The following is a 23,420-nucleotide window of genomic DNA, read 5'->3' as shown; positions in this document are numbered from 1 at the left end:
ATATAAGAACTAAAACTGCCTAGCCATAAAGGTTCGTTGCAAAAGGAAAACCGATTATATATCCCACCTTCTCTGACACAAACAAGTCTTAGTAATTCACTTATCTTCAAATTCCAAGAACTAAAAACTAATAAGACTATTTTTCAAAATTTCTAAGCTCCTATTTCAAACTGGCTTAAGGCGATCTAGCCATTCTCTCCTATCTTATGGTAGAATGAGTCTACGAGGTAATCTATGGACAATATAGAAAAGAAATTAATGGCTGCTGCTTCTGGGGAAACCAGACTCAAGCCTGATGAACAACGCCAGTACATTGGTACTTTTAGAGAGCGTGTCCTCTTAACTATTGATAAAAATATGGGCAACCGTGACGATGTCAAAACCGCCTTCCCCAAAATCTTAGAAGATTTAAAAGCAAAGCATCCCGTCCTTAAAATTAAATCCTGTTCCAATCTGACCCAGACCAACCAGGTCATCTACATGAAAATGGCTCAGACAGCTGGCATCAGCTTCACCAATGTCAACGAAGGTGGCGACCATCCCTTTGATTTACTGATTCACACAGACCAGGCCGTCCACCAAGAAGAAACCGATATTTTTAAACTTTATCCCCAATTCTTTGAATCAGACAAGGAGGAAACGACTGAGAAAAAGGGATTCTGGAAAAACTTATTTAAGTAAGAGCCAAGATTAAAATAGGAAATGGAAGGAAATTCCAATTTTCCTTAAGCTCTAGAGTGCGCTCAATGAAGTAGGTCAAGTGGCCTACTTTTTCTCTGGTCAAAAGAAGCTAGGCTGACCTTTTCCTGACCGCCACACTCAAGTTATAGTTATTAGCTATACCATTGGCGGTGAATTAACTATTTTTCAAATGAGGAGTGACAGTTTACAATAGTTAGTATAACAATTCTTAAGAAAAGAGGTTCGATGAATGTCACAAGCAAAATTCCAATTGGTTGGTTCACTCCTACGTCCGGCTAATCTCCGTCAATATAAAACGCAAATCGAAGAGCGTGATGATATTTCCTACCCCTTCTACGATGCCCTACCAGGCTATCAAGAGACTGAAACTACCGACATCAAAGCAATCGTGGCAGAACAAAAGGCTCACGGTATTTCTCCCTTGACTGACGGCGAATTTGGTCGCTCCATGTGGCACCTTGACTTTGTCTGGGGTTTAAAGGGGATTGAGCGTTACATCGCCCAACAAGGCTATACCTTCCAAGACCATGAAGAAGGGGATTTTGAGACTCGCAAGGATATCGGTATTCGGATTACCGAGCCCCTCTCTGGTAAAAATCATCACTTCCTTGATATTTACAAATTGGTTAAAGAGGAGGCTGGTGACCAAGCTACTAAGCAGACCATTTGGGGACCTGCCCATGCCTATACTGAACTAGCTATTTTTGATGAGTTAGCTGGTCCTAACCAAGTCTACAAGACTAATGAAGAGTTAAAGGTAGGACTCATTGGCGCCTATAAGGAATTCTTGACTGAATACAAGGAGGCCGGTGGCCAAATCGTCCAATTTGACGACTGCCTCTGGGAACTCTTCGATGCCAGCAATCCCCTAACCCCATTTGCTGGTCTCAGTAATGAGCAACTAGCTGGTTTGGCAGATGACTTTATTGCCATCAATAACGAGGTGGCTGACTATGGCCACCAAATTGGGCTCAAGGTCTGGACCCATAACTGTCGCGGAAACTACGAAAGTCGTTCAGCAACCGGTGGAACCTATGAGGCCATCGCTAAGAAATTCCTGGCCAACCAGCACTACGACCGCTTCTTCCTAGAATGGGATAGCGACACTTCTGGTGATATTAAGGCTCTGGAGGCCTTGAAGGACAAAGATGCAGAGGTTGTTCTGGGACTGCTGTCTTCTAAGACAACTGAACTAGACGATGAAGATCGTGTCTACAAGCTCTTGGAAGAGGCTAGCCAAATTCTCCCTAAGGAAAGGCTCTTCCTCTCCCACCAATGTGGCTTTGCTTCCTGTGATTCAGGGAATGAATTAACCATTCCTCAACAATGGAAAAAGATTGAACAAGGCCAAAAAATCGCAGAAAATTTCTGGAAATAATTTTCAAAAATCCAATCTGGGACTTGATTTCAGATTGGATTTTTTCGGTCTTTTGTCTTATGCTAATGATAGTCTAATGATGAGGAGCCAAAAGATGCAAAAGGATTATCTTCATAAAATAGAGGTTTTTGAAAACTATCAACTGGTGACTTTTGACTACGGCCATGTGGTTGTCAGGAGTGACATTGTTTTATCTTCTCTGAATTACTATGGCCAGGCCCACGGGGGCTACCTCTTTGCCATGTGTGACCAGATCAGTGGCCTAACTGCCATTTCGACTGGCTACGATGCGGTCACTTTGCAAGCCAATATCAATTACCTAAAAGCTGGAAATTTGGGAGACCAACTGACCATCGAAGGAACTTGTAGTCATGACGGTCGCTCCACCAAGGTCATCGATGTCCTTATCAAAAATCAAGCTGAGGACCTGCTTGCCAAGGCCTGCTTCACCATGTATGTGACAGGTGAGCACCAAGAGGACGTTAGCGATCAGTAAATAACTGCCTGTATGAGGATAGTCAGATTCTCTGTTAGTTTTGAAATGGTGTCTACTTCTATCTTAATCATCAAAAAAGTCTCGAAAATCCTTCTGAATAAAAGTAATATCGGGGTGGCTTCTGGCCACCCCGTTTTTGGCCTTGTCTATCCAGATAATCTTCTTGGGGACTTGCTGTAAAACCAAGCCTGCTAGAGGATAGACTTCCAAGGTCGATCCGATAACAAGCAGGCAATCGCTGGATTCGGTCCAGTCAACTGCCAGTTCCAAATTAGCTGGTTTTATGGCATCCCCATAGAGGACAATCTCGGTATCCGCATGGTCTGCCAAAATGTGTAGAGGTTCTGTGGTGAGTAAGCCATGGGAGTGCTCCAAAACAGCCTGATCATCTCGCAGGTCTATCTCCCCAAAGCAAACTTGGCAGAGGGCTTTGTCGGCTTTTCCATGAAATTCAATGACTGCTTTAGAACCTGCCAAACGGTGGAGGCCATCAATGTTTTGTGTTAAAACAGGGATAGCCTGCTTGGCAATCCAGCGGTGAACCTTATTGGGCTTAAGATTTTGCAAGAACTGTTGCTGATGCCACCGCCAAAATTCTCGAGGATAGGTTTGGAAAAAGGGCCGTGATAAAATTTGCCGAGCTTGAAAATAACGGCCCTCAACCTTGGTTCCTTTCATGGTTGTGTAATCGGGTACCCCCGAAAGGGTAGAGACACCGGCTCCTGTCACAATAATCGGATTTCTTGCCTTTTGAATAATTCCTTCAAGTTCTTTTTGATTCATAGCAACCTCCCATCTATTACCTCCATTATACTCCTTAATTCACTCATTCTTCCAAACAAAGGGCCAGTTAGCAATAAAGAAGGCAGACGCTTACATGAGAAGCAAGCATTTTCGTTTGCTAGAAACTGCTATCCTAGGCCCATCTGGCTAAGCGCAAGTGAAAAGTCTCAGGTAACTTTCACTTGAGGCTTTCCTTGGTCTTTCTTTTCTGGCTAGATTGTTGGACCAGCTCCTTAAAAGCATCCACCTGATCCTTGACTACCTGGTAGCGACTCTTCCCCTTGAAGGCAAAGTAACCATTTTCATTGAAATAACTGTCTATCCACTTTCTCTTAGCTGTTTCTGAGCCTTCATCCCTCAAGGTATTTGGAATCTTGTAGGTTTTAATGACCTTCTTGCGGAAAGACGGATCTAATTTTTGGGCGGGTTTAATGTCTAAAATTTGATGACTGTCGCTATTGGCTTGGGCATAATTAAAGCTGGCACCGTTAGCTATCCCATTTTCACTTTTGCCTTCTTTGTCTAATTCATTCACAAAATGGCCATTTTCGTCTAGGATAAACTCCGTATGAAAATGCATGACCAACTTAAATTGGATATGAAGAGATTGGTCCATTGGCTGGTTTTGGCCAGCCTCTGGCTCTCCTTCAAGGTCTCGCAGGGGAATTTTATTATGGAGGCGAGCAGACTCGTCCGAGCTATAATCGTAGTAATAGTCAGAATTATCCACGCCAATCTCCTCAAGAAAGGTATTGCTCTCGTCTAAGTCGCTAACATAGTCCGCTAGGGCCTGGGCATCGGTCCAGCCCTTTCTTTTATGGTGGCGACGAATATAATCCGCCTGCTGGGCAGAAATCACATAGCGTAACTGATGAACCTGACGGTAGAAGGCCTTCTTTTTGGACAAGCCTTTGGGGAAGGTATACTGAACCCAGAGGGCCAATTGGCGCCAGTAAGGCGAATCTGGTTCTAGATCTTCATCAAAATGTCCCAGTAACTGACTCGTTTCCGTCTGACTTCCTGATAGATTGGAAGGCATGGAAATAGTTTTCAGGGCGATTTTCAAGAGATGGCTGGCTCGCTTTTGCTGGTTCGAAAATTCTGGGTTTTTAGATTTTTCTTGTCGCATCAGGGCGATTTCCTTATCTAGAAACCGATTGTAGGTGGGGCTAGCCAACTTTTCTTTCTCTAGATTCATGGTCTTGATTTCTTGGTCACGTTTCTTGGCATCCCACTCCTTTTCAAGGGGTTGCAGATAGGCGTAGTAGATAACGGAATCCGACCAACCAATCTGTCGGAGCTTAGCCACCCCTGCCCTGACCTGGGCCATGGCCTTGTCTGCCTGGGGTTTCAGACTTTGCAGGTCTACTTGCATTTGGTAGAGGTCCAGTTTTTTATTAAGGTCAACCGCCTTAATTTTTTCCTCCTGGAATCGGTATTGCGTCTTGCCACTATATAGGGTCATGTCCTGTCGCTCTATTAAATTAGCAGCCAGACCCAAGCCAATCAAAAAGTAGGCCAGACTAAATAAGATTAACCATCGTCTTCTCATGTTTCCATTATAGCAAAAGCTCCCTTAAAACAATAGGAAGGATTAGGATTAGTCCACCCTAGCAGAGCAAAAATTGGAAAAAAATAAAAAGAGGTCCACGGATGAGCGAACCCCTAAGTTACTAACTAGTGTTATTTTCTATCCTAGCTCCGAGAGTGACAGCCTGCTCCTGCTTCATCTGCTCAGACTTCTTAGACTTCTTAAGCCTTATTTTGAAAAGGGGAGGTGTTCTTTGGTAAAAACAACCTGCTCTTCAGTCAGTCCAGTCAAGTCTAAAAATTTAGCCTTGAAATCTTCCAGGGAATCCTCGGAATGACCGTACCACTCATCTCCACTAGTGATATACCACTTAGCGAGAGATTGGATTGCTGGAGTGACTTGAGGAATAGCCGACTTATCTTTAAAGGTAACCATATAGACAATTTCAAAAGCAGCTGCCATGGTTTTATTTTTTAGGGCTTTTAGTTTTTCTAACATAAAGTTTACCGGCTTTCTAAAGAATACTGATTGTAAAGGACTTTAGATCGGTTTGACCAGGCTTGACCCAGCTAACGTTTCGCTTATCCTCAAAATAGTCCGATTCATCCAAGGAGGTGGAAAGACCACTCCAGGGCTCCAGAGCGATAAAAGGGCCTTGATTAGTTGTTGACCAGAGGACTAAGTAAGGAAAATCTTCAAAATCTAATTGAATACCCTTGTCATGCTTATGGGAGTGCAAGCTGATTGAGCGCGATTTGAGTTGATCTAGGGTGATAGCATCTTGGTCAAATAAATCATGACTCAAGTTTAAGGTCTTTTGCTTCTGTAAGAAGGGCTTGCGATCCTGCAGGTCTAAGAGACCTGTGTCTGGGAAAGATTTGGGGACTGAGCAAGTTTCCTCTTGTGCAAACTCTAAATAATAATCCTCGTAGTCCTCGTCAGCTAGCAGGGGACAATTAAAGCCTGGATGGCCACCGATGAAGTAGGGCATATTCTTTTCAGCCTCGTTGTTGGTGACCAAATAATCAACCCTAATCATCTTACCTGTTAGAGTATATCTGATGTCTAACTGGAACTGATAAGGGTAGGCCTTGAGCATAGCCTCGCTTGCTTTGATGCGGAAGGTCACTGAAGTTTCAGTCACTTCTTCTAGAGTAAAATTCTCTTTTCTAACCAAACCATGACGGGGCATGGAGCCTGTGAAATGAGGTCGCTCAGCTGGCCGATAAACCGTCCAGTTAAGCCTTAGACTACCGCAGATAGGAAAGAGAACTGGTGCTTGACCTGACCAATAATCAGGATTCCCCTGCCATAGATATTCTATCCCATCATTATCTTTAATGGAAGTCAAAGCGCCACCCAGTTGGCTAAATTGAACTTCCAGATTATCATTTTTTAGATGGATTACCATAAACTCCTCCATAGACTTAAGAGGCCGAACTCACCTAGCTCAAGCCTCTTAATACGTTCATTTCTAAGTAGCTGTGCCTCACTCAATTTGCTGAGTTTGGGCTAGCTTCTTGTACCAGTAGGCGCTCTTCTTAGGATAGCGTTCCTGCGTGTCAAAATCGACATAGAAGAGGCCGTAGCGTTTCTCATAACCATTGGACCAGGAGAAGACATCCATCAGCGACCAAATAAAGTATCCCTTGACATTGGCGCCGCCAGAAATGGCATCTGAGAGGACCTCCAGATGTTGCTTGACGTAGTTAATCCGGGCATCATCATAGACCGTATTGTCGACAAATTCATCCTTATAACCTAGACCATTTTCGGTGATATAGATTTTCTTGTAGTTGGGGTAATCCCGCTTAACCCGCATGATTTGGTCATAGAGTCCTTGAGGGTAGATAATCCAATCCCAGTCAGTTTTTGGAACATTGGTCGGAGCGACTCTTTCACCAACACCCTTGATTTGGTATTTAGAACTGTCTTTCTCTCCCTTACCATTGTGAACAATCTCAGTTTCACCATCAAAGGCAGCCATCCAATCACTCATATAATAGTTAATTCCTAAGAAATCATTCAAGTCTTTGGCAGCCTCCAAAGCTTGGAAATCTTCTGAGCGCAGGTCCAATTCTCCTCCATTAACAGCTAGAATATGATTGACCCCGTCCATGGTCTTGTCGGAATAATGCCCCAGATAGGTGGCATCAAGAATAAATTTATTATGAATAATATCTTCCAACTCGGCAGCACGCACATCGGCCGGATTATCAGGATCAAGAGGATACTTGGTTGGCAGGGCATGGACTACGCCAATTTCTCCTGAATAGCCAGCATCCTTGAAGAGTTTGACGGCACGCGCGTGAGCTACCATCATATTATGATGAGATTGGAAAACCTTGGCCAGATCGTATTTAATGCCCGGAGGAAATTTACCAACCAAGTACTGACCATCACCGATAGGACCAATTTCGTTGAAGGTCGTCCAATAGTTGACCTCAGGGAATTCCTTAAAACAGAAGGCTGCATAATCCACGAAATGGTCGATATTTTCCCGATTGAGAAAGTCACCATTGGAATGGAGAGCTGCAGGTGTATCGAAATGGTGGAGGGTCACAAAGGGCTCAACATGTCGCTTGTGACATTCGGCAAAGAGTTTATGATAGAACTCTACCCCTTTTGGATTGACCTGACCATAGCCGGTCGGGAAAATACGGGACCAGGCAATAGAAATCCGAATCCCATTAACCCCAAACTCCTCAGCCAATTTCAAATCAACTGGATATTTATGATAGAAATCACTAGCCGGTTCAGCCGTGTACCAGTAGTTATCTTCTAGATACTTATCCCAAGCCACAGGACCTTTACCATCCGTCTTGGTTGCCCCTTCCGCTTGGTAGGCCGCCGTCGCCCCACCAAAAATAAAGTCTTTTGGTAAAGTTTTCATTTTCAAACCACTCCTTAATCTTTAAACTGTTCTTCTACGAAGGCCAAGGCTCCTTTACCATCACGAGTCAATTTAATATATTGGGCCCCTTCTGTTTTGGCTAACTTAATACCCAACTTGTCGGTTTCAGCCTTCATATCGTCGTAGTTGGATGCCACTTGAGGGGCTAGAACAACCAATTGATACTGAGGTAGAATTTCACGGTGAGCCCCATAGCTACCAGCGGCTGCCTTAACCGGTACATTGTATTCAGCTGCTGCCTTATTGAGAGCATTAGCCAAGAGTCCACTCGTACCACCACCAGCACAGAGAACTAGTACATTGGTTTCTTCTTGAATGTTTCCACTTCCGCCATTAGACTTGGCTTCTGAATTTTCTAAGATAGCATCAGCCTTCTTAGTATCAAAGTTGGCAGCGACCTTTTCCTTGAGAGAGTCTGCTACATCTCCATCTGCTGCTTCTTCCGCTAAAATTTGTTCATCATAAACCTTAAGGAATGGATAATAGATAGCAATATCAACAACAATCAAGAGAGCAGCAAGAGCAAATGATAAAGTTGCAAAACCTGTCCCCATAACAATTCCCAAAGGACCCGGAGTTGTCCAGGGTAGGTTGACACTAAAACTATTCATGCCCAGAGTATCAACAAAGAACTTGAACAACCAAACATTAACAATTGGTGTTAGAACAAATGGAATAAAGAAGACAGGATTTAAAACGATAGGTGCTCCAAAGAGAATTGGCTCATTAACCCCAAAGAAAGTTGGAACAACTGAGGCACGCCCGATGGCCCTGTTTCGTTTCGACTTAGTCAACCACATGAACATAAATGGTACAACCAGAGTTGCCCCTGTACCACCCATCGTAGCAATGAACATTTGAGTACCGGAGGTGATTACCTTGTCAGCATGTTGGACAGCCTGCAATAATTGGTAGTTAGTTTCGACATTGGCATAAGAAATTGCAGCAATCGCTGGTTCAACAATAGATGGACCATGGATGCCAACAAACCAGAAGAGAGCATAGGCACCAAAAATAATGGTAATTCCAAGATAACCATCTGCTGCCGAGAACAAGGGAGCCAAAAGGGTTCCAATTGATTCCGCTACATTTACACCGATAAGGGTGTGCACCACTAATTGAATGGCATAGAGAATAATGATTGAGAAGGCAAAAGGGAAAATATCTTTAAAGACTTGAGAGATATTTGGTGGAACCTCCTCAGGCATCCGAATGGTAACATTGTGTTTGACACAGAATTTATAAACATTAACGGTAATAAAGGCTGCAATGAAGGCAGTTAAAAGTCCCTTTGTCCCCATAAAGGCACTAAGGAAGCCACCTTCTTTGGCAGGATCTGCCGCCATAATCAGGAAGCCCGCCATTGAGGCCAACATGGTCGAAATAAAGTTAATTTGATTGGTGCTTTCCAAACGACGATTCATAGAATCTGTCAGAGATTTTGCCGTCGTTCCAGCAACCAAGAATCCGATAATTCCCATAGTGTAATTGTAGGGCGTCATCAGACCATTTTCAATAGTCTTAGGCCAGGTGAAGCCAAAGATATTTGGAACATAGGCAATCAAAAGGAAGATACTCGAAAACAGGATAACCGGCATAGCAGAAATAAATCCATCCCGAATAGCCCGTAAGTAAATATTTCGAGATACCTTCTCAAAGAAGGGTTTTCCCTTTTCTATTTGAGCAATCAAGGTGTTCATAATCAGTTTCCTCTCTTATACAATTCGACAATATGGGTAATCAAATCCTTGATGACCATGGTTGTCATCAGGTGATCCTGACCGTGCATCATGGTCACGCTAAAAGCAATGTCATCGCCCGATGCTTCTTTTTGTAGCAAACTTGTTTGAGCATTGTGGGCATCAACTAGGCAGGCATCTGCCTCTTCAATCAGCTTTTCAGTTTTTTTATAGTCTCCCGCTTGCGCCGCTTTTAGAGCTTCTAGTAGTTTTGAGCGAGCATCACCCGCATAGGCAACAATTTCAAAACCTAATAAGGTCGTTTCTTCTCTATTCATTTTTTCCTCCTTCTAAATGAACTTATAACAAGCGCTGTATATGTAGTGCGATATAAAATCGTTCACTTGGATATGAGTCTACCCCTGTTTCGATTATGATAATCCGATAGATTTCATCAGCAATTTGATAAGCTCTTGGATATGTCTGCTTTATCTGATCTTCCATTTCTAGCAAAGACAAATTATCGTCTCGACTTCTATCCAAGTATTCAATGAAATAAGTCAAATGAACCATCAAGCGGTCATAGAAATTGACATTAGTCTTAGTCCGTTTAATATCATATTGTTCCAGAATCTTTTGAACTTGTTCTAGAATCGTTTTCGCCGTACGGACCTTTAATTTTTTATCATCCACTTTTAAGCTCTTAGCATTAATAAAGTGCAGAGCAATTTTTCCAATCTCATCATCAGGAAAGTCAGCCAAGAGCTTACTTCTAAAGATTGCTAAAGCTTCTGTAGCCATCTGATACTCTTCTTGGTATTCTTGCGATAATTGACGAATATCACTCTTTTGATAGGTATTATCCAAGATAGCCTTGTATGAGCAGTAAATATGGTCAGTCAGGGTTACATACAGATATTCTTGAACAGGGTAATGATATTTGCTGGATAAGCTGTCAATTACATCATAGGTGACCGTAATAAAATCAAGAGGGACATCCCTTAAGAGTGTCAAGAAATTTTCTTTGGACTCTGAGCTCTTTAGTGAAAATACTTTCTCAATTTTGTCGCTAACAATTAAGTCGCCTTTGGACTTCTTATATGTAATTCCCAACCCCATAACAACTGCTTGCTCTCCGTATTTATCTTTTACAAGGGCTACGTTATTATTCAGGGCCTGAACAATCCGATACATGGTTTTCCTCCTTTCTAATTTCAAACAAAAAGGGACCACAAACAAACCCAAGAAATTTACTAATTCTCCGATTCATTTGTAGTCTCGCCTAGTCTGATTAGTTACGATCCACCCTATTCAATTATGTACTTATATTAACATAAACAAGGAAAAATGTAAACCCTTACTTTTCATGATATTTTCAAAGATAATTTCAAGTAACCTTAGAAATACAATGCTTATCATTAAATGCCAGGCACTTCTCTTTCTCTAAACACAAATCACTTATCTACTGCTTTTAAGCCTTTTCCTGCCAAGAGGTGGCTGTTGCTTGTAGGATCTTGTTCAATTGGTCAATGTTTTGGAAACCTGTGGTCCGCAACCACTGACGGGCTGCTTCAGGACCATTTTCAATATAATCTTTAACGCTACCTGCCCAAGTGGCACGGCCACAGAGAACCCCGTTGAAATTAGCTCCAGACTCATGAGCAAAGACCAAGGTGTCTTGGAAGAGTTTAGCTGAAACACCTGCACTGAGGTAGATATAAGGCAGGTTGGTTGCTGCTTCTTGTTGTTTGAAGTAGTCAGCAGCTTCTTCCTTACTGTAGACAACCTCTCCATCACCAAAGCCTTGGACAAAGTTCATATTAACTGGAACTTCAACCTTGAGCACATCAATGTTAAAGCGGGCTTCTGAGAAAACCTTCATAGCCCCTAGAACCTTGTGCGGTTTAACTTTAGCAAACTCTGCACTCTTGGTATCCGCAATCTTTTCATCATAGGCCAGAATTTCCAAGAAGAAAGGAATATCTTCGGCAAGGCATTCAGAGCCAACCCGTTCAATATAGGCTTGCTTTTGCTGATTGAGCTCTTCGCTACTATCCACATCATAGTAAAGCAAAAATTTAACAGCATCAGCTCCCTGCTCTTTCAAACGTTTTGCCGACCAGACATCCAAACAATCTGGCAGACGCTTGGTACTAGTAGTATCATAGCCCGTTTTTTCGTATGCTAAGAGAAGACCAGCATTTTTATCTAAAACCTTGGTCGCTGGCAGGCCATATTCAGGGTCCAAGAGCATGGATGAAGCATAGGGTGTTAATTCTTCTGCCACCAACACTTTCAACTCTTCCATTTGGGCAACGCTTGGCTCAGCATCTTGGTACTGAGCCATCAATCGCTTGAGGGCCCCCCTTTGGTCAAAAGCCAAGGCCGAAATGATGCCCTTGTCATCACTTAATTTTTCCATGTATTTGCGTTTTCCTTCAGTCAATACCATTTTACTTCCTCACAATATTTGAATTTTTCGTAACAACTAGGTTTATGGTCAAAATTATGGTCAATGAAAATCAAAAACAGACACGGGACTCACTAGAGAGGCAAGCTAACGATGCGATATTCTTGATTTTCCAAAATCATTAATCGTGGTATTCGCCACGGTTCCACTTATCAAGGAATTCCTTGAAGAAATCTGGGTCAGTCTGGTCTTTATTGGCTGTTTGCAAATGTTCGATTTTAGCAATCAGCTTCTTATTTTCTGGCGTTTCCTTATAATCGGCATTGATAAAGGCATCAATAATATCATTCATCAGGAGGCCACCCGTGATCTTGCCACCAAAACCAATTACATTGGCATTGAGTTCTTCCTTAGCATAGAGGGCTGTTGTCATATCTCTTACTAGGGCTGAGCGGATACCTAGAACCTTGTTGACAGCATTGTTGATACCAACACCAGTTCCACAGATACAAACACCTAAGTCGGCTTGACCACTAGCAACAGCCTCGCCAACCCGTTTACCATAGATAGGATAATGAGTCCGAACATGGTCATAGGTCCCGAAGTCAAGAACTTCATGTCCCTTTGACTTTAAAAATTCAGAGACCGCCATCTTTTCATCCGTTACGATATGGTCACAACCAATAGCAATTTTCATTTTATTTCCTCCAATTCAAACAACTGTCTAGCACATCTTGTTCAGCATATCGACACGAATTTGGTGACGGCCACCATCATAGTGCCCTTCAACAAAGCCCTTGGCGATATTCTTTGCCAATTCATCACCAACAATTTCTGCCCCCATAGTAATCATGCGAGCATTATTGTGGGCCCGGGTCATGTAGGCTGAGCGTTCGTCAGAAACTTCCGCTGCCACCATACCTTTAATTTTGGTTGCTACCATGAAGGGGCCTGCCCCATAGGCATCCACCACAATCCCAAGATTGCCTTCTGTAGCATTGACCTCCTTAGCCACAGCCAAGGTCACATCTACAAAATCTTCTTGGGAATCATCAGTAACATCGAGGACTTCCAGTCCTTTTTCATTCAGATAAGCCTTAATAAGGTCTTTGAGTCTTTTACCTGCCTGATCGGCACCAAGTACAATAGCCATTTTCGTTCTCCTTTGTTTGCTTTTGTTTGCTACGAGATTATAATAAACCCAAACAAACATTTTGTCAAGATAAAATTGAATGTTTTTGTTTGTTTTAAAAAACACGCTGCAAACCCTTTCGAATTAATACTTCTCGACTTTCTTTACAAAAATCTTCGAAAATTTTTATAAAAGTTTCTTGTGACTTTTTGTTCGTAAATGTGTTTTTCATCTTCTTTATATGATATAATGGCATCATAAATGAGGACAGGAGTCATTAAATGATCAAGAAAGAACGCTTAAATTGGATATTGGACCAGCTGTCCCAGCAATCTATCATCAGGGTCACTGACATCATGGAGGCCTTGCAGGTCTCGGATATGACAGTCCGTCGCGACTTGGCCCAATTAGAAAAAGAGCACCGTTTAATCCGTATTCACGGTGGTGCTCAAAGTCTCAGTCCCATAAACCGCCAGGAAAAGACGAATTTAGAAAAGCAATCCCAACAGGTTGCTGAAAAACGACAAATTGCTGCCTATACGGCTAAACGGATTCAAGATGGGGAAACAATTTTTATCGGACCAGGAACCACTCTAGAATTTCTAGCTCAAGAACTGGTTGAGCGCAAACTTAGAATTATTACCAATAGTCTACCTATCTTTGAGATCTTACAGGAAAGCCCTAGCGTTGACCTTCTTCTGATTGGGGGTGAATACCGCCCCGTTACTGGGGCCTTCGTTGGCTCTCTGGCCAGCAATAATATTGATAGTCTGGTTTTTTCCAAGGCCTTCATCGGGGCTAATGCCATCTATAAGGATGCTGTGGCCACCTACAATGAGTCTGAAGGGACCATTCAAGAGCTAGCCCTCAATAAGGCTATTGAGAAATACCTCTTGGTAGACCACAAAAAATTTAACGCCTACGACTTCTTCATCTTCTATAAGACTAGCGACTTCAACTATGTCATCACCGATAGCAAACTGAGCGACGATATCAAGGCCCAGTATGAGACCCTGACTCATGTACTAAGGGCCGATGAAGAATAAGCTTGTTCTAAAGACCCCATCAGGTTGAATCCTGGCGGGTTTGAAATTTGACTAAGTGTAAGCTTTAGTATATACGAAATGATACAACTGGGTTAGAATAAACTTAAGAAAGAACTGGAGGTTAAGCCATGCCATTAAGCGCCAAGGTACTTTTTGAAAAGGGATGAAGATTTCAAATTTCTTGACAGAATAGATTTAAGACGATATCCTTTTTAATCACTAAGGTAGTGCTCATTGCAACACCAAAGCCCCAAGGAATGCCGGTTCCTTGAGGCTTTTTTTACCTTCTTTTCAGATTAAGGGGTGCTTGAGGCTGACAATGCTAATTGTCCTTACCATCCAACCATTTGTCAATGAAGTAGAGCAGAATACCGGATACCACATTCACTCCGATGGTAAGTAAGACGTCTAAGGTGCGCCCATTTGCAAGGCCTCCTTTCCAGCAATGGAGTTGCTCAAAGAAAGCATGACATTTTCATTAGCTCGTAAAGAGGATTTTTGTTCATTTTATTACTTTCTTTAGTAAATCTAGAGAGGAGAATTATAGACCTCCCTACTCCTCCTCACCAGCTTGGAAGTCGGTGGAGTGGGAAGCCTTCCATTCTTTGATATAGTTAAGGCGGTCTTTGATGCGACCCTCATTTCCCTGGTCGGTCGGTTGATAATAGACATGATCTACCACGCTTTGAGGGCGAGTTGGCATGGTGGTCAATTTATCATCATAGAAATGGGCTAGCTGGTAGCCCTTGCCATAACCCACTTCTTTCATCAGCTTGATTGTCGCATTTCTCAGATGCAGGGGAACCGGTTCGTTGAGGGTCTTTTTGATGTCCTTTTGAGAGGCGACACGAGCCTTGTAAGTAGCATTGGATTTTGGTGCTAAGGAGAGGTAAATCACGCACTGGGTCAGATGGACATCACATTCAGGTAAACCAATAAATCGGCAGGCTTGAAAAACATTGATAGCTAGGTTGAGGGCATTATTATCAGCCAAACCAATATCTTCACTAGCAAAACGCACCAGGCGACGAGCAATATAGACGGGGTCCTCACCACCTGCCAGCATTCGGCCCAGCCAGTAGACGGCGGAGTCGGCATCGCTATTGCGCATAGACTTATGTAGAGCCGAGATAATATTATAGTGATCTTCGCCATCCTTATCATACTGGAGGGTCTTAGTGCCAAGGAGGTCCGTCAGCAGTTCTTCCCTAATTGTGACCTTATCGTCTTCCTTATCACTATTTAATACCAACATTTCCAATGTATTGAGGGCAGTTCTAGCATCTCCATCGGCATAGGCCGCAAGTCTTTCCAAGAGCTCGTCAGAAATTTCGACCATGATACCAGGAAAGGCATCCTCTGAGCGAAGGACTCGCTTGAGGAGATTTAAAATGTCTCCCTTGGCCAAGGGCTTAAGGACGAAGACCCGCGCCCTAGATAGGAGGGCGGAATTGACCTCAAAGGAAGGATTTTCTGTCGTGGCTCCAATCAGGATGATGCTACCCTTTTCAACATAAGGTAAGAAAGCATCCTGCTGGGCCTTGTTAAAGCGATGAATTTCATCAATAAAGACAATGGTCTTCTCACCAAAACTGCGATTTTCTTCGGCTTCATTCATAATGGTCCGGATTTCCTTGATGCCATTCATAACAGCACTAAAGGTGATAAATTTAGCATTGGTCTTCTTGGCAATGATTTCTGCCAAGGTCGTCTTACCAACCCCTGGTGGCCCCCAGAAAATCATGGAATACACCTGGTCTTTCTCAATCATTTCTCGCAGAAACTTTCCTTGACCGACCAGATGTTCCTGACCAACGAAGTCATCCAGACTTTGGGGGCGCATACGACTGGCCAGGGGAGCAGACTTTTGCATATCTGCATCAAAAAGCGAAGTTTGAGGCATGGGACTTCCTCCTAATTTTACGCTACTTACCAATGACTAAGCGACGGGTGTAAACGGCTTGACCTGAATGCATGACGATGTCATCTACTGTTGAAACAAGCCTAACTCCTCGGGTAACCGCAGGTGTCCAGTTGCGGTCGATAATGTCGGCTAGACTGGCTTCATCCAATTGGGCAAAGTAAGTCTTGGTCCGCTCCATAGTTGCTTGTAAATAGTCCTTGAGAAGCTCTTTATCAAAAACGACTACCTTGGCCGCTTCTTGAGGAGTGTGGCACCAGTCTTGCGTATCATCGGGCAGGTCAAGATTAAATCTTTCTTTAAAGCCAGCAGCCTCATAGAGTTGTGGCAGGCCTGCCAGAGGGGAGATTTGATAATCCAAAACTCGACTCGAATGCCAAATAAGCCAAGTAACTGATTTAATCAAGGGCTTGGGCATGGTATTGGCTTCTGCTACTGTCATTTGGTCTAGGGTTTCTAAAAAACGTTCTTGAGCCCGTTCTAGGGTGCTAAATGATAATTCTAAAGGTGACATAATAACCTCTTTCTATGAGAGCAAGCTGAATGGCCATGGACAGGAAATTCCCATATAAATCCAGCTGCTCTCTCTACTATTCCACCAGGCAGATATCCCTAGTGGTTATCGCTAACCTTAGCCTACTACTGCCGAAAGCTTTTTGCAAGTCTTTACTAGAAAGAAAACCAGGCGACTCATTTGTCGTCTGGTTCTTTTGGGGGTGTGAGGATTATCATAGCTGGAGCCAGCTAGGAGATTTATCAGGTCTTCTTTGAGTGAAGAAGAACAATTTTCCTTCAGTTTTTTTAAATTCTATGCTCCTAAGGCTAGTCAGTCAGTTTGAGACAGAAGGCATCCCAAGGTTGGAGCTTGCGATCACTCAGGGCTTTTGCAACATCAGTATTGGTGATGAGGCTTTCCTTGAAAGAGTCTGGCCAAGAAAAATCTTGCGTTTGGCCAGAGAAATTGGTCACAATCAGATAGCTTTCTGAGCCCCAGCTACGCTTATAGGCAAAGACCTTATCGGCTGTTTCTAGAAGCTCAAAATCAGCATCAATCAACCATTCATTGTCCTTACGGAGCTTAATCAACTTCTGATAGGTATAGAAAATGGAGTCAGGGTCTGCTAGAGCAGCTTGGACATTGATGGTTTCATAATTGGGATTTACAGGAAGCCAGGTCTTGTCTGCACTTGAGAAACCAGCTTGATGAGAGCTGTCCCACTGCATAGGTGTTCTAGCATTGTCTCGGCCAATCATTCGGATGCTATCCATGATGGCATCTAGGCTTTGGCCTTCTTCCAAAGCCTCGTGTGCAAAATTCAAGGACTCAATGTCGTTGATTTCCTCAAGGCCAGCAAAAGGATAGTTGGTCATGCCGATTTCCTCGCCCTGATAGATGTAAGGCGTCCCTCGCATGAGATGGAGCAAAATAGCCAAGGCCTTAGCTGATTTGACTCGGTAGCTTCCTGTGTCGCCCCAGATCGAGAGAACCCGAGGCAGGTCATGGTTGTTCCAGAATAGGGAATTCCAGCCCTGACCCAGCTCCAAGTCAGTCTGCCACTTGTTAAAAATGGCCTTGAGAGCAGGTACATCCAGCTCCTTGGCATAGTCCCACTTAGGAGCATTCGGTTGATGTTGGAGACCAATATGTTCAAATTGGAAGACCATAGACAGCTCCTGATGGTCTGGATTAGAATACTGCTTGGCAATCTCAGGACTGGCTCCCCAAGTTTCCCCCACAGTCATCAGGTCATGCTGACCAAAAGTGGCTGCATTCATTTCTTTTAGGTAATCATGCAACTTGGGGCCATTAGTGGAAATCCCTTGGTCAGGGATTTTGCCAATCATATCGATAACATCCATGCGGAATCCACCGATGCCTTTGGCAATCCAGAAATTCATCATGTCATAAATCTTCTGGCGGAGCTGGTCATTTTCCCAATTCAAATCGGGCTGCTTCTTGCTGAAAAAGTGGAGGTAATATTGTCCCGATTTCTGGTCATACTGCCAGGCTGAACCTCCAAAAATAGACTGCAAATCATTGGGCTGATCCCGCCAGATGTAGAAATCTCGCTCTGGGCTAGTGGGATTCTCCCTGGCTTCAATAAACCAAGCATGTTCATCTGACGTATGGTTGACCACTAGGTCCATAACAATCTTGATATTTCGTTGATTGGCCTGGTCAAGTAGCTCGTCCATGTCAGCCATACTACCAAAGATGTCGGCAATGCCCTCGTAATCAGAAATATCATAGCCATTGTCATCCATGGGACTCTGGTAAACAGGAGAGAGCCATAGAGCTGTTACGCCAAGCTTTTGCAGGTAATCCAATTTACTGATGATACCTTGCAGGTCACCGACCCCATCGCCATTAGAGTCTTTAAAGGACTTGGGATAAATCTGATAGACGGTTGCCTTGTGCCACCAATGTTTTTCCATTGCTCTTTCCTCGCTTTTTAGAAATCGTTTTCACACCCACTACTATACCGTTTTTAAGTAAGTTAGACAAGAGAATTCGCAAATTTTATCGTTAGTCGTATCATCCCAGTCGTTAGTAATTGATGCCTAGGGGAAGGCAAAAAAGCCAGTCTAGTTCTATTAGAATTTTAGAAAGCTTGGCGATTAAAAAACTCCTCAGCCGCACAAAGTGGCTCAGGAGTTTTTATAGTCTTTAGGTTAGTCCCTATCATCATAGCCCTTGGGATGACTGGAATGCCAAGCCCAGGCGCTTGTGATGATTTTTTCGATATTGTCAAATTCTGGTGCCCACCCCAAGACTTCTCTAGCCTTAGTTGAATCAGCAACCAGTGTATCAGGGTCGCCAGGTCGGCGATCAGCCTTCTCAGCAGGAATTTCCTTACCTGTTACCTTGCGGGCAGCTTCTAAGATTTGCAGATTAGAAAATCCTGTTGCAGACCCCAGATTGAAGGCCGTTGAAGGATTGCCTTGACGCAGATAGTCAAGAGCTAAAAGATGGGCTGAGGCCAGGTCAAAAGGATGGACATAATCACGTACGTTGGTGCCATCTGGCGTCTTGTAGTCATCGCCAAAAATCATGATTTTTTCCCGAACCCCTTGCGCTACTTGAAGGATAATGGGCAGTAGGTGGGTTTCTGGACCATGGTCCTCACCAATTGATCCATCTGGTTTAGCCCCAGCTACATTGAAGTAACGTAAGGGCACGAACTTAATCCCATAAGCCTGGTCGGACCACTTCATGATGGTCTCCATCATGAGCTTGCTTTCACCATAGGGATTAATCGGTTTTTGCGGGGTTGTTTCCTTAATAGGGATTTCTTCAGGGATACCGTAGGTCGCTGCGGTTGATGAAAAGACAAAGTGCTTGATGTTAAACTCATTCATGACTTCCAAGAGCTTAATCATACCAGCGGTATTGTTATCAAAATACTTGAGCGGTTTTTCCATAGATTCGGCCACCAAAGAAAAGGCCGCAAAATGGATAACAGCATCCAAGTCAGGATTTTCACTGAAAACCTGACGCATAAAGGTTTGATCAGCTAAATCACCTTGGTAAAACTTGGCAGATGGATGGACAGCCGCTCGGTGACCAGTCACCAGACTGTCAACAACGACCACCTCTTCTTGGCCCTTTTGGACCAGATAATCCACCATATGGGAGCCGATATAGCCAGCCCCTCCCAAAACTAGAATTGCCATCTTTTCAGATACACTAGGGCCTAAGCCCTTCCTTTCTCTCTTTATTGCATGAAACCCAGCCTCATGAAAACCTCTTAGAATGTAAGAGTTCTTTTTCACGAGAGCAAGTCTTTAATTCGCCCCTCCTTTTAATAAAATCAGGAGAAGGACCTTTTCTGCATTTATTCAATCCCAACTGTCTCTAGAAAACGTTTAAAAGCAGCTTGACCTTCTGGGGTTCGCTTATAGACCCCGGCATCTTCCAAAACTCGGACAAAGACCTGACCAATAGCCTCTTGGACAAGCTGATGAACATTATCTGGATTGATGACCAAGGACTTTTTCAAGTCACCCGCCCAGTCCTTATGATAGTCAGCTATTTCATTATACTGGTTTGTCAGGTAGTTTTCAACCTCTGCTAGCTCTTCTTTTAAACGAGGAGGGAGGATTGCCAAGCCCATGACCTCAATCAAGCCAATATTTTCCTTTTTGATATGCTGAACATCGGCGTGAGGATGGTAGACCCCGTCAGGAAATTGCTCAGAGGTATGGTTATCCCGTAAGACGATGTCCAACTCGAATTGCCCTTGACGTTTTCTGGCAATAGGGATCACCGTGTGATGAGGCTCCTCTTGGCTAAAGGCAAGAATATCCACCTCTGGATCGCTATAATTCCTCCAGGCCTGACGAATCACTTCTGCCAAGGCAACGAGTTGCTCCTTAGGGTTTCTGCCCCTGTACCACACCCATATGAACTGATAAAAGCCCTATTCATCCGAACAGGACTAGTCTTGTTTATGGTAAATATTTTCCAGCAGCCAGATAGAGTTCATACCAATCGTGGTGGGAAAGGTTAACTTTACCAGCCTGAGCGGCTTCCTCAATGTGCTGTGGATTCATACTGCCAATAATAACCTGCATCTTGGCTGGGTGGCGTAAAATCCAGGCTAAAGCGATAGCAGCCTTTGTCATCCCTTCACGCTGAGCAAATTTTTCCAAGACTGTATTTAATTCTGGAAATTTCGGATTATCAAGGAAGGTTCCTTTAAAGAAACCAGATTGAAGCGGAGACCAAGCCTGAATGGTGATGTCGTGCAAGCGACAATAGTCTAGTGCATCACCATCACGATTGATAGACATATCAGTCTCCTTATTATTCATATAAAGTGGCTGATCAATCAATTGAGACTGCTCCAAAGAAAGCTGTAGTTGGTTAAAAATAAGGGGCTACTTAACGTACTTTTTAAGGAGTTCAATTTGCAGAGGCATTAAGTTGCTAACACCAAAATAACGGACCTTCCCTGTACGTTCTAACTCATCAAAGGCTTGGGCTACTTCTTTTGGATCAAAGATAAGATCCGGTCTGTGAAGCAATAGGGAATCCAGATAACCGGTTTGCAGATGTTCCAAACTTTCATCCACACTAGCTAAAATATTTTCCTTGGTCCAATCGAATTCCTGACGTTCAAAACGTAAGCCACATTTTGATTGTAGGAAAATATCTTCTCGCTTGAGGCCAGTTAGCTTAAAGGCTTGACCAAATTTACGTTCATCAGCCCCATCTTCTCCATAACAAGTGGCATGATCAAAGAAGGTAATACCAGCTTCATAGGCTGTTTTAATAACTTGAGCAGCATCTTGATCGCTTAAATCAGGCATGCGCATGCATCCTTGTACAATTTCTGGAACAGCTTGTGGATCATTGACAATAGAAATAGTTTGCATAAATCCTACTTCCTTTCTAGAATTGTTTATCGTAGGTTACGCTAGAGACTAGGACAGACACCTATGATGACTTTGCCCTCACCCATAAAAATGTGTAATCTTGGAAGATTACGTATAAAAAGACCAATAGACAATCTCTTGATTTCTAATCCACAGTCTTTCAAGATAGTAGTTGGGGAGAAAAGCAAAACCTTCATGGGGGCCTGCCCCAGACTCAACCCCAACTAGTTAGCAAGTGTTTGCAAAATATTCTTAACGATAGTATCCACACTAAGGCCATTTTTAGCCATCAGCTCTTGACGGTCATAGCGGTCGTGGAAATGCTTATCAATACCATAATTTTGGACCTTAATATCAGTATTACCCAGATAACTGGCAATGGTTTGACCGTAGCCACCTTCCAAGAGACCATCCTCCAAGGTTACCACCAGTTGATGCTTGGCGGATAGAGAATCTAGAAGCCCCTTGTCCAGACCCGTGATAAATTTAGGATTGACTAGGGTAGCCTTGATTCCATGCTGGTCTTCCAGAGTCTTGGCCACTTCTTGGGCAAGACCGTAGAAATTCCCTAGACCAAAAATAGCAACTTGGGAGCCCTCTTGGGTGACCTGATTCTTATTTAAAATAGAATAATCTGTCTGGTCGGGTTGACCAGTTTCCTCAAGGGGACCGACAGGTACCCGAATGGCAACGGGATGGTCCTTTTGTTCAATGGCCCAATCCAACATGGCTAGGTGCTCTTCCTTATTGGTTGGAGCCAGATAGACTATATTAGGGATATGGCTGAGGAAGGGAATATCAAAGAAGCCCAGGTGACTTTCATCGTTCATAGCATTGACCGAGGCCGAGTGAACCAGAACCGTTACTGACTGATTATTGAGGGCAATATCGTGCCACCATTGGTCATAGGTCCTTTGCATAAAGGTGGAAGCCACGTACCAGACAGGCTTGGCCCCATTTTTGGCCAGACCCGTTGACATGGTCGCTGCTTCTTGTTCCGCAATTCCGACATTAACAAATTGTTGGCCAGCTTCTTGCCTTTGCTCCTGAGAAAAGAGGAACATAGGGGTTCCAGCATTGACCGCAATGACAGTTGGATCCTCCTTCATCTTCTTGAGCAGGAAGTCGCCTGTGATAGAATTGTAATTCGGTCCTGAATTACCTCTTAGGTATTGGCCCGTTTCAGGATTGAAGGGACCGCCAGCATGGAAGGCTTCCCGATTTTCTTCCATAAAGGTAACGCCGTGACCCTTCTGGGTATGAATATGGAGGAGAACAGGGTGGTCACTATCTTTGACCTCTTGGAAGAGGGCAATCAGAGAGGCTAAGTCATTTCCCTTATCCAAATAGTAATAATCAAAACCTAGGGCCTTAAAGAGATTATCCTGGGCTTGTCCATTTGTCTCCCGCAAGGTCCGCAGGGCTGTGTAGATACCACCTTTAGGATTTACAGCGATGGACTGGTCATTATCGTTGACGATAACGATGGTATTGGTCCCAGTTGTGGCGATTTGATTGAGACCCTCGTAGGCCTGACCACCTGACAGGGAACCATCACCGATGATGGCGACAACATTGGACTTTTGACCCTTGAGATCCCTAGCCTTGGCCACGCCTGATGCTAAAGCCAAAGAGGTTGAGGTATGGCCGATGGTGAAGAGGTCGTGCTCGCTTTCCCTGGGATTGGTATAACCTGATACATCATCATAGTGATCAGGATCCAAGAAGGCTTGAGCCCGTCCCGTCAACATCTTATGAACATAAGATTGGTGGGAGACGTCAAAAATGAACTTGTCACGAGGGGAGTCAAAAACATAGTGGAGAGCCACGGTCATTTCAACCACACCAAAGTTGGGTCCATTGTGTCCACCGTGGTGACTGGTTTTCTCCAAGAGGGCCTGTCTAGCCTCCACCACTACTTCTTCTAATTGGTCTTGAGAGAGTTTTTTCAAGTCTGCCGGGGATTGGATTTTTTCTAACATAGATTCTTCCTTTCAATCTTGGTCGTCGGATTAGAGAAATGAGGCTGTCCAACCTTGGCTGTCCAGC

At 43.7% G+C, this 23,420-nt stretch carries 20 protein-coding genes and 2 pseudogenes; 4 read left to right on the top strand and 18 right to left on the bottom strand.

Annotation, left to right across the window (positions count from 1 at the left end):
* The first annotated feature begins 234 nt into the window (after positions 1–234).
* The 3 genes from DYE66_RS05815 to DYE66_RS05805 all read left to right on the top strand — a co-directional run bounded on the left by DYE66_RS05815 (position 235) and on the right by DYE66_RS05805 (position 2,576).
* Positions 235–681 (top strand): DUF1694 domain-containing protein, encoded by a 447-nt coding sequence (locus tag DYE66_RS05815; protein ID WP_115325025.1) that lies wholly within the window; start codon positions 235–237, stop codon positions 679–681.
* Between the two features lie 250 nt (positions 682–931).
* The gene (locus DYE66_RS05810) at positions 932–2,080 is read left to right on the top strand and encodes a cobalamin-independent methionine synthase II family protein (protein WP_019787943.1); all 1,149 of its coding nucleotides are present in this window, start codon (positions 932–934) and stop codon (positions 2,078–2,080) included.
* A gap of 94 nt (positions 2,081–2,174) precedes the next feature.
* The gene (locus DYE66_RS05805) at positions 2,175–2,576 is read left to right on the top strand and encodes a PaaI family thioesterase (RefSeq protein ID WP_019784384.1); all 402 of its coding nucleotides are present in this window, start codon (positions 2,175–2,177) and stop codon (positions 2,574–2,576) included.
* 63 nt (positions 2,577–2,639) lie between these two features.
* Here the strand turns inward: DYE66_RS05805 and DYE66_RS05800 are convergent, their stop codons facing one another.
* The 11 genes from DYE66_RS05800 to lacA form a co-directional block, all read right to left on the bottom strand.
* Entirely contained in the window at positions 2,640–3,359 is a 720-nt protein-coding gene (locus DYE66_RS05800; protein ID WP_019787944.1) for a Sir2 family NAD-dependent protein deacetylase, read from the bottom strand.
* 178 nt (positions 3,360–3,537) lie between these two features.
* Positions 3,538–4,911 carry a DUF3114 domain-containing protein gene (locus tag DYE66_RS05795; RefSeq protein WP_115325024.1) on the bottom strand — a complete coding sequence of 458 codons (1,374 nt, stop codon included), beginning with the start codon at positions 4,909–4,911 and terminating at the stop codon, positions 3,538–3,540.
* A gap of 207 nt (positions 4,912–5,118) precedes the next feature.
* The gene (locus DYE66_RS05790) at positions 5,119–5,388 is read right to left on the bottom strand and encodes a DUF3884 family protein (protein ID WP_115325023.1); all 270 of its coding nucleotides are present in this window, start codon (positions 5,386–5,388) and stop codon (positions 5,119–5,121) included.
* 16 nt (positions 5,389–5,404) lie between these two features.
* Positions 5,405–6,301, bottom strand: coding sequence for an aldose 1-epimerase family protein (locus tag DYE66_RS05785; RefSeq protein ID WP_003000528.1), 897 nt, complete (start codon positions 6,299–6,301; stop codon positions 5,405–5,407).
* A gap of 78 nt (positions 6,302–6,379) precedes the next feature.
* Positions 6,380–7,783, bottom strand: a complete 1,404-nt coding sequence (gene lacG, locus DYE66_RS05780) for a 6-phospho-beta-galactosidase (protein ID WP_115325021.1) — start codon at positions 7,781–7,783, stop codon at positions 6,380–6,382.
* A 14-nt stretch (positions 7,784–7,797) separates the two neighbouring features.
* Positions 7,798–9,504, bottom strand: a complete 1,707-nt coding sequence (locus DYE66_RS05775) for a lactose-specific PTS transporter subunit EIIC (RefSeq protein WP_003000031.1) — start codon at positions 9,502–9,504, stop codon at positions 7,798–7,800.
* A 2-nt stretch (positions 9,505–9,506) separates the two neighbouring features.
* Positions 9,507–9,821, bottom strand: a complete 315-nt coding sequence (locus DYE66_RS05770; protein ID WP_002999763.1) for a PTS lactose/cellobiose transporter subunit IIA — start codon at positions 9,819–9,821, stop codon at positions 9,507–9,509.
* Positions 9,822–9,843: 22 nt separating this feature from the next.
* Positions 9,844–10,677: a PRD domain-containing protein gene (locus DYE66_RS05765; protein ID WP_115325020.1), complete on the bottom strand. Its 834-nt coding sequence runs from the start codon at positions 10,675–10,677 to the stop codon at positions 9,844–9,846.
* Positions 10,678–10,954: 277 nt separating this feature from the next.
* Complete coding sequence (gene lacD / locus DYE66_RS05760; protein ID WP_002959735.1) at positions 10,955–11,935, bottom strand: tagatose-bisphosphate aldolase; 981 nt, start codon at positions 11,933–11,935, stop codon at positions 10,955–10,957.
* Between the two features lie 139 nt (positions 11,936–12,074).
* Positions 12,075–12,590: a galactose-6-phosphate isomerase subunit LacB gene (gene lacB / locus DYE66_RS05755; RefSeq protein ID WP_002999861.1), complete on the bottom strand. Its 516-nt coding sequence runs from the start codon at positions 12,588–12,590 to the stop codon at positions 12,075–12,077.
* A 27-nt stretch (positions 12,591–12,617) separates the two neighbouring features.
* The gene (lacA, locus tag DYE66_RS05750) at positions 12,618–13,046 is read right to left on the bottom strand and encodes a galactose-6-phosphate isomerase subunit LacA (RefSeq protein WP_002999915.1); all 429 of its coding nucleotides are present in this window, start codon (positions 13,044–13,046) and stop codon (positions 12,618–12,620) included.
* A 260-nt stretch (positions 13,047–13,306) separates the two neighbouring features.
* Here lacA and DYE66_RS05745 point away from each other — a divergent pair, with 260 nt between their 5' ends.
* Entirely contained in the window at positions 13,307–14,071 is a 765-nt protein-coding gene (locus tag DYE66_RS05745; protein ID WP_003000587.1) for a DeoR/GlpR family DNA-binding transcription regulator, read from the top strand.
* A gap of 553 nt (positions 14,072–14,624) precedes the next feature.
* On the opposite strand, the gene DYE66_RS05740 is transcribed toward DYE66_RS05745, so the two are convergent.
* The 7 genes and pseudogenes from DYE66_RS05740 to DYE66_RS05710 form a co-directional block, all read right to left on the bottom strand.
* On the bottom strand, positions 14,625–15,974 hold the full coding sequence (locus tag DYE66_RS05740) for a replication-associated recombination protein A (RefSeq protein ID WP_115325019.1): 1,350 nt from the start codon (positions 15,972–15,974) through the stop codon (positions 14,625–14,627).
* Between the two features lie 22 nt (positions 15,975–15,996).
* Entirely contained in the window at positions 15,997–16,506 is a 510-nt protein-coding gene (locus DYE66_RS05735) for a DinB family protein (protein WP_019783446.1), read from the bottom strand.
* Positions 16,507–16,814: 308 nt separating this feature from the next.
* Positions 16,815–18,428, bottom strand: coding sequence for a glucan 1,6-alpha-glucosidase DexB (dexB, locus tag DYE66_RS05730; protein ID WP_115325018.1), 1,614 nt, complete (start codon positions 18,426–18,428; stop codon positions 16,815–16,817).
* A 237-nt stretch (positions 18,429–18,665) separates the two neighbouring features.
* Positions 18,666–19,667 (bottom strand): UDP-glucose 4-epimerase GalE, encoded by a 1,002-nt coding sequence (gene galE, locus DYE66_RS05725; protein ID WP_115325017.1) that lies wholly within the window; start codon positions 19,665–19,667, stop codon positions 18,666–18,668.
* A gap of 161 nt (positions 19,668–19,828) precedes the next feature.
* Positions 19,829–20,368, bottom strand: a pseudogene (locus DYE66_RS05720) (UTP--hexose-1-phosphate uridylyltransferase); the annotation flags it as partial.
* A 73-nt stretch (positions 20,369–20,441) separates the two neighbouring features.
* A pseudogene (locus DYE66_RS05715) lies at positions 20,442–21,371 on the bottom strand (aldo/keto reductase).
* A gap of 224 nt (positions 21,372–21,595) precedes the next feature.
* On the bottom strand, positions 21,596–23,353 hold the full coding sequence (locus DYE66_RS05710; RefSeq protein WP_115325016.1) for a 1-deoxy-D-xylulose-5-phosphate synthase: 1,758 nt from the start codon (positions 23,351–23,353) through the stop codon (positions 21,596–21,598).
* Positions 23,354–23,420: the final 67 nt, after the last annotated feature.

Origin of the sequence: Streptococcus downei MFe28, assembly GCF_900459175.1 — a bacterium.
Taxonomy (GTDB): domain Bacteria; phylum Bacillota; class Bacilli; order Lactobacillales; family Streptococcaceae; genus Streptococcus; species Streptococcus downei.
The sequence above is the reverse complement of the archived record's forward strand: the minus strand, read 5'-3'. Positions and strand labels throughout refer to the sequence as shown.

Bases quoted from the DNA above. Each gene is read 5' to 3' on its own strand.
- galE (WP_115325017.1), bottom strand. From the start codon at position 19,667: ATGGCAATTCTAGTTTTGGGAGGGGCTGGCTATATCGGCTCCCATATG.
- lacB (WP_002999861.1), bottom strand. From the start codon at position 12,590: ATGAAAATTGCTATTGGTTGTGACCATATCGTAACGGATGAAAAGATG.
- lacA (WP_002999915.1), bottom strand. From the start codon at position 13,046: ATGGCTATTGTACTTGGTGCCGATCAGGCAGGTAAAAGACTCAAAGAC.
- DYE66_RS05795 (WP_115325024.1), bottom strand. From the start codon at position 4,911: ATGAGAAGACGATGGTTAATCTTATTTAGTCTGGCCTACTTTTTGATT.
- dexB (WP_115325018.1), bottom strand. From the start codon at position 18,428: ATGGAAAAACATTGGTGGCACAAGGCAACCGTCTATCAGATTTATCCC.
- DYE66_RS05770 (WP_002999763.1), bottom strand. From the start codon at position 9,821: ATGAATAGAGAAGAAACGACCTTATTAGGTTTTGAAATTGTTGCCTAT.
- DYE66_RS05805 (WP_019784384.1), top strand. From the start codon at position 2,175: ATGCAAAAGGATTATCTTCATAAAATAGAGGTTTTTGAAAACTATCAA.
- DYE66_RS05790 (WP_115325023.1), bottom strand. From the start codon at position 5,388: ATGTTAGAAAAACTAAAAGCCCTAAAAAATAAAACCATGGCAGCTGCT.
- DYE66_RS05735 (WP_019783446.1), bottom strand. From the start codon at position 16,506: ATGTCACCTTTAGAATTATCATTTAGCACCCTAGAACGGGCTCAAGAA.
- DYE66_RS05745 (WP_003000587.1), top strand. From the start codon at position 13,307: ATGATCAAGAAAGAACGCTTAAATTGGATATTGGACCAGCTGTCCCAG.
- DYE66_RS05785 (WP_003000528.1), bottom strand. From the start codon at position 6,301: ATGGTAATCCATCTAAAAAATGATAATCTGGAAGTTCAATTTAGCCAA.
- DYE66_RS05710 (WP_115325016.1), bottom strand. From the start codon at position 23,353: ATGTTAGAAAAAATCCAATCCCCGGCAGACTTGAAAAAACTCTCTCAA.
- DYE66_RS05815 (WP_115325025.1), top strand. From the start codon at position 235: ATGGACAATATAGAAAAGAAATTAATGGCTGCTGCTTCTGGGGAAACC.
- DYE66_RS05765 (WP_115325020.1), bottom strand. From the start codon at position 10,677: ATGTATCGGATTGTTCAGGCCCTGAATAATAACGTAGCCCTTGTAAAA.
- lacD (WP_002959735.1), bottom strand. From the start codon at position 11,935: ATGGTATTGACTGAAGGAAAACGCAAATACATGGAAAAATTAAGTGAT.
- DYE66_RS05775 (WP_003000031.1), bottom strand. From the start codon at position 9,504: ATGAACACCTTGATTGCTCAAATAGAAAAGGGAAAACCCTTCTTTGAG.
- DYE66_RS05740 (WP_115325019.1), bottom strand. From the start codon at position 15,974: ATGCCTCAAACTTCGCTTTTTGATGCAGATATGCAAAAGTCTGCTCCC.
- lacG (WP_115325021.1), bottom strand. From the start codon at position 7,783: ATGAAAACTTTACCAAAAGACTTTATTTTTGGTGGGGCGACGGCGGCC.
- DYE66_RS05810 (WP_019787943.1), top strand. From the start codon at position 932: ATGTCACAAGCAAAATTCCAATTGGTTGGTTCACTCCTACGTCCGGCT.
- DYE66_RS05800 (WP_019787944.1), bottom strand. From the start codon at position 3,359: ATGAATCAAAAAGAACTTGAAGGAATTATTCAAAAGGCAAGAAATCCG.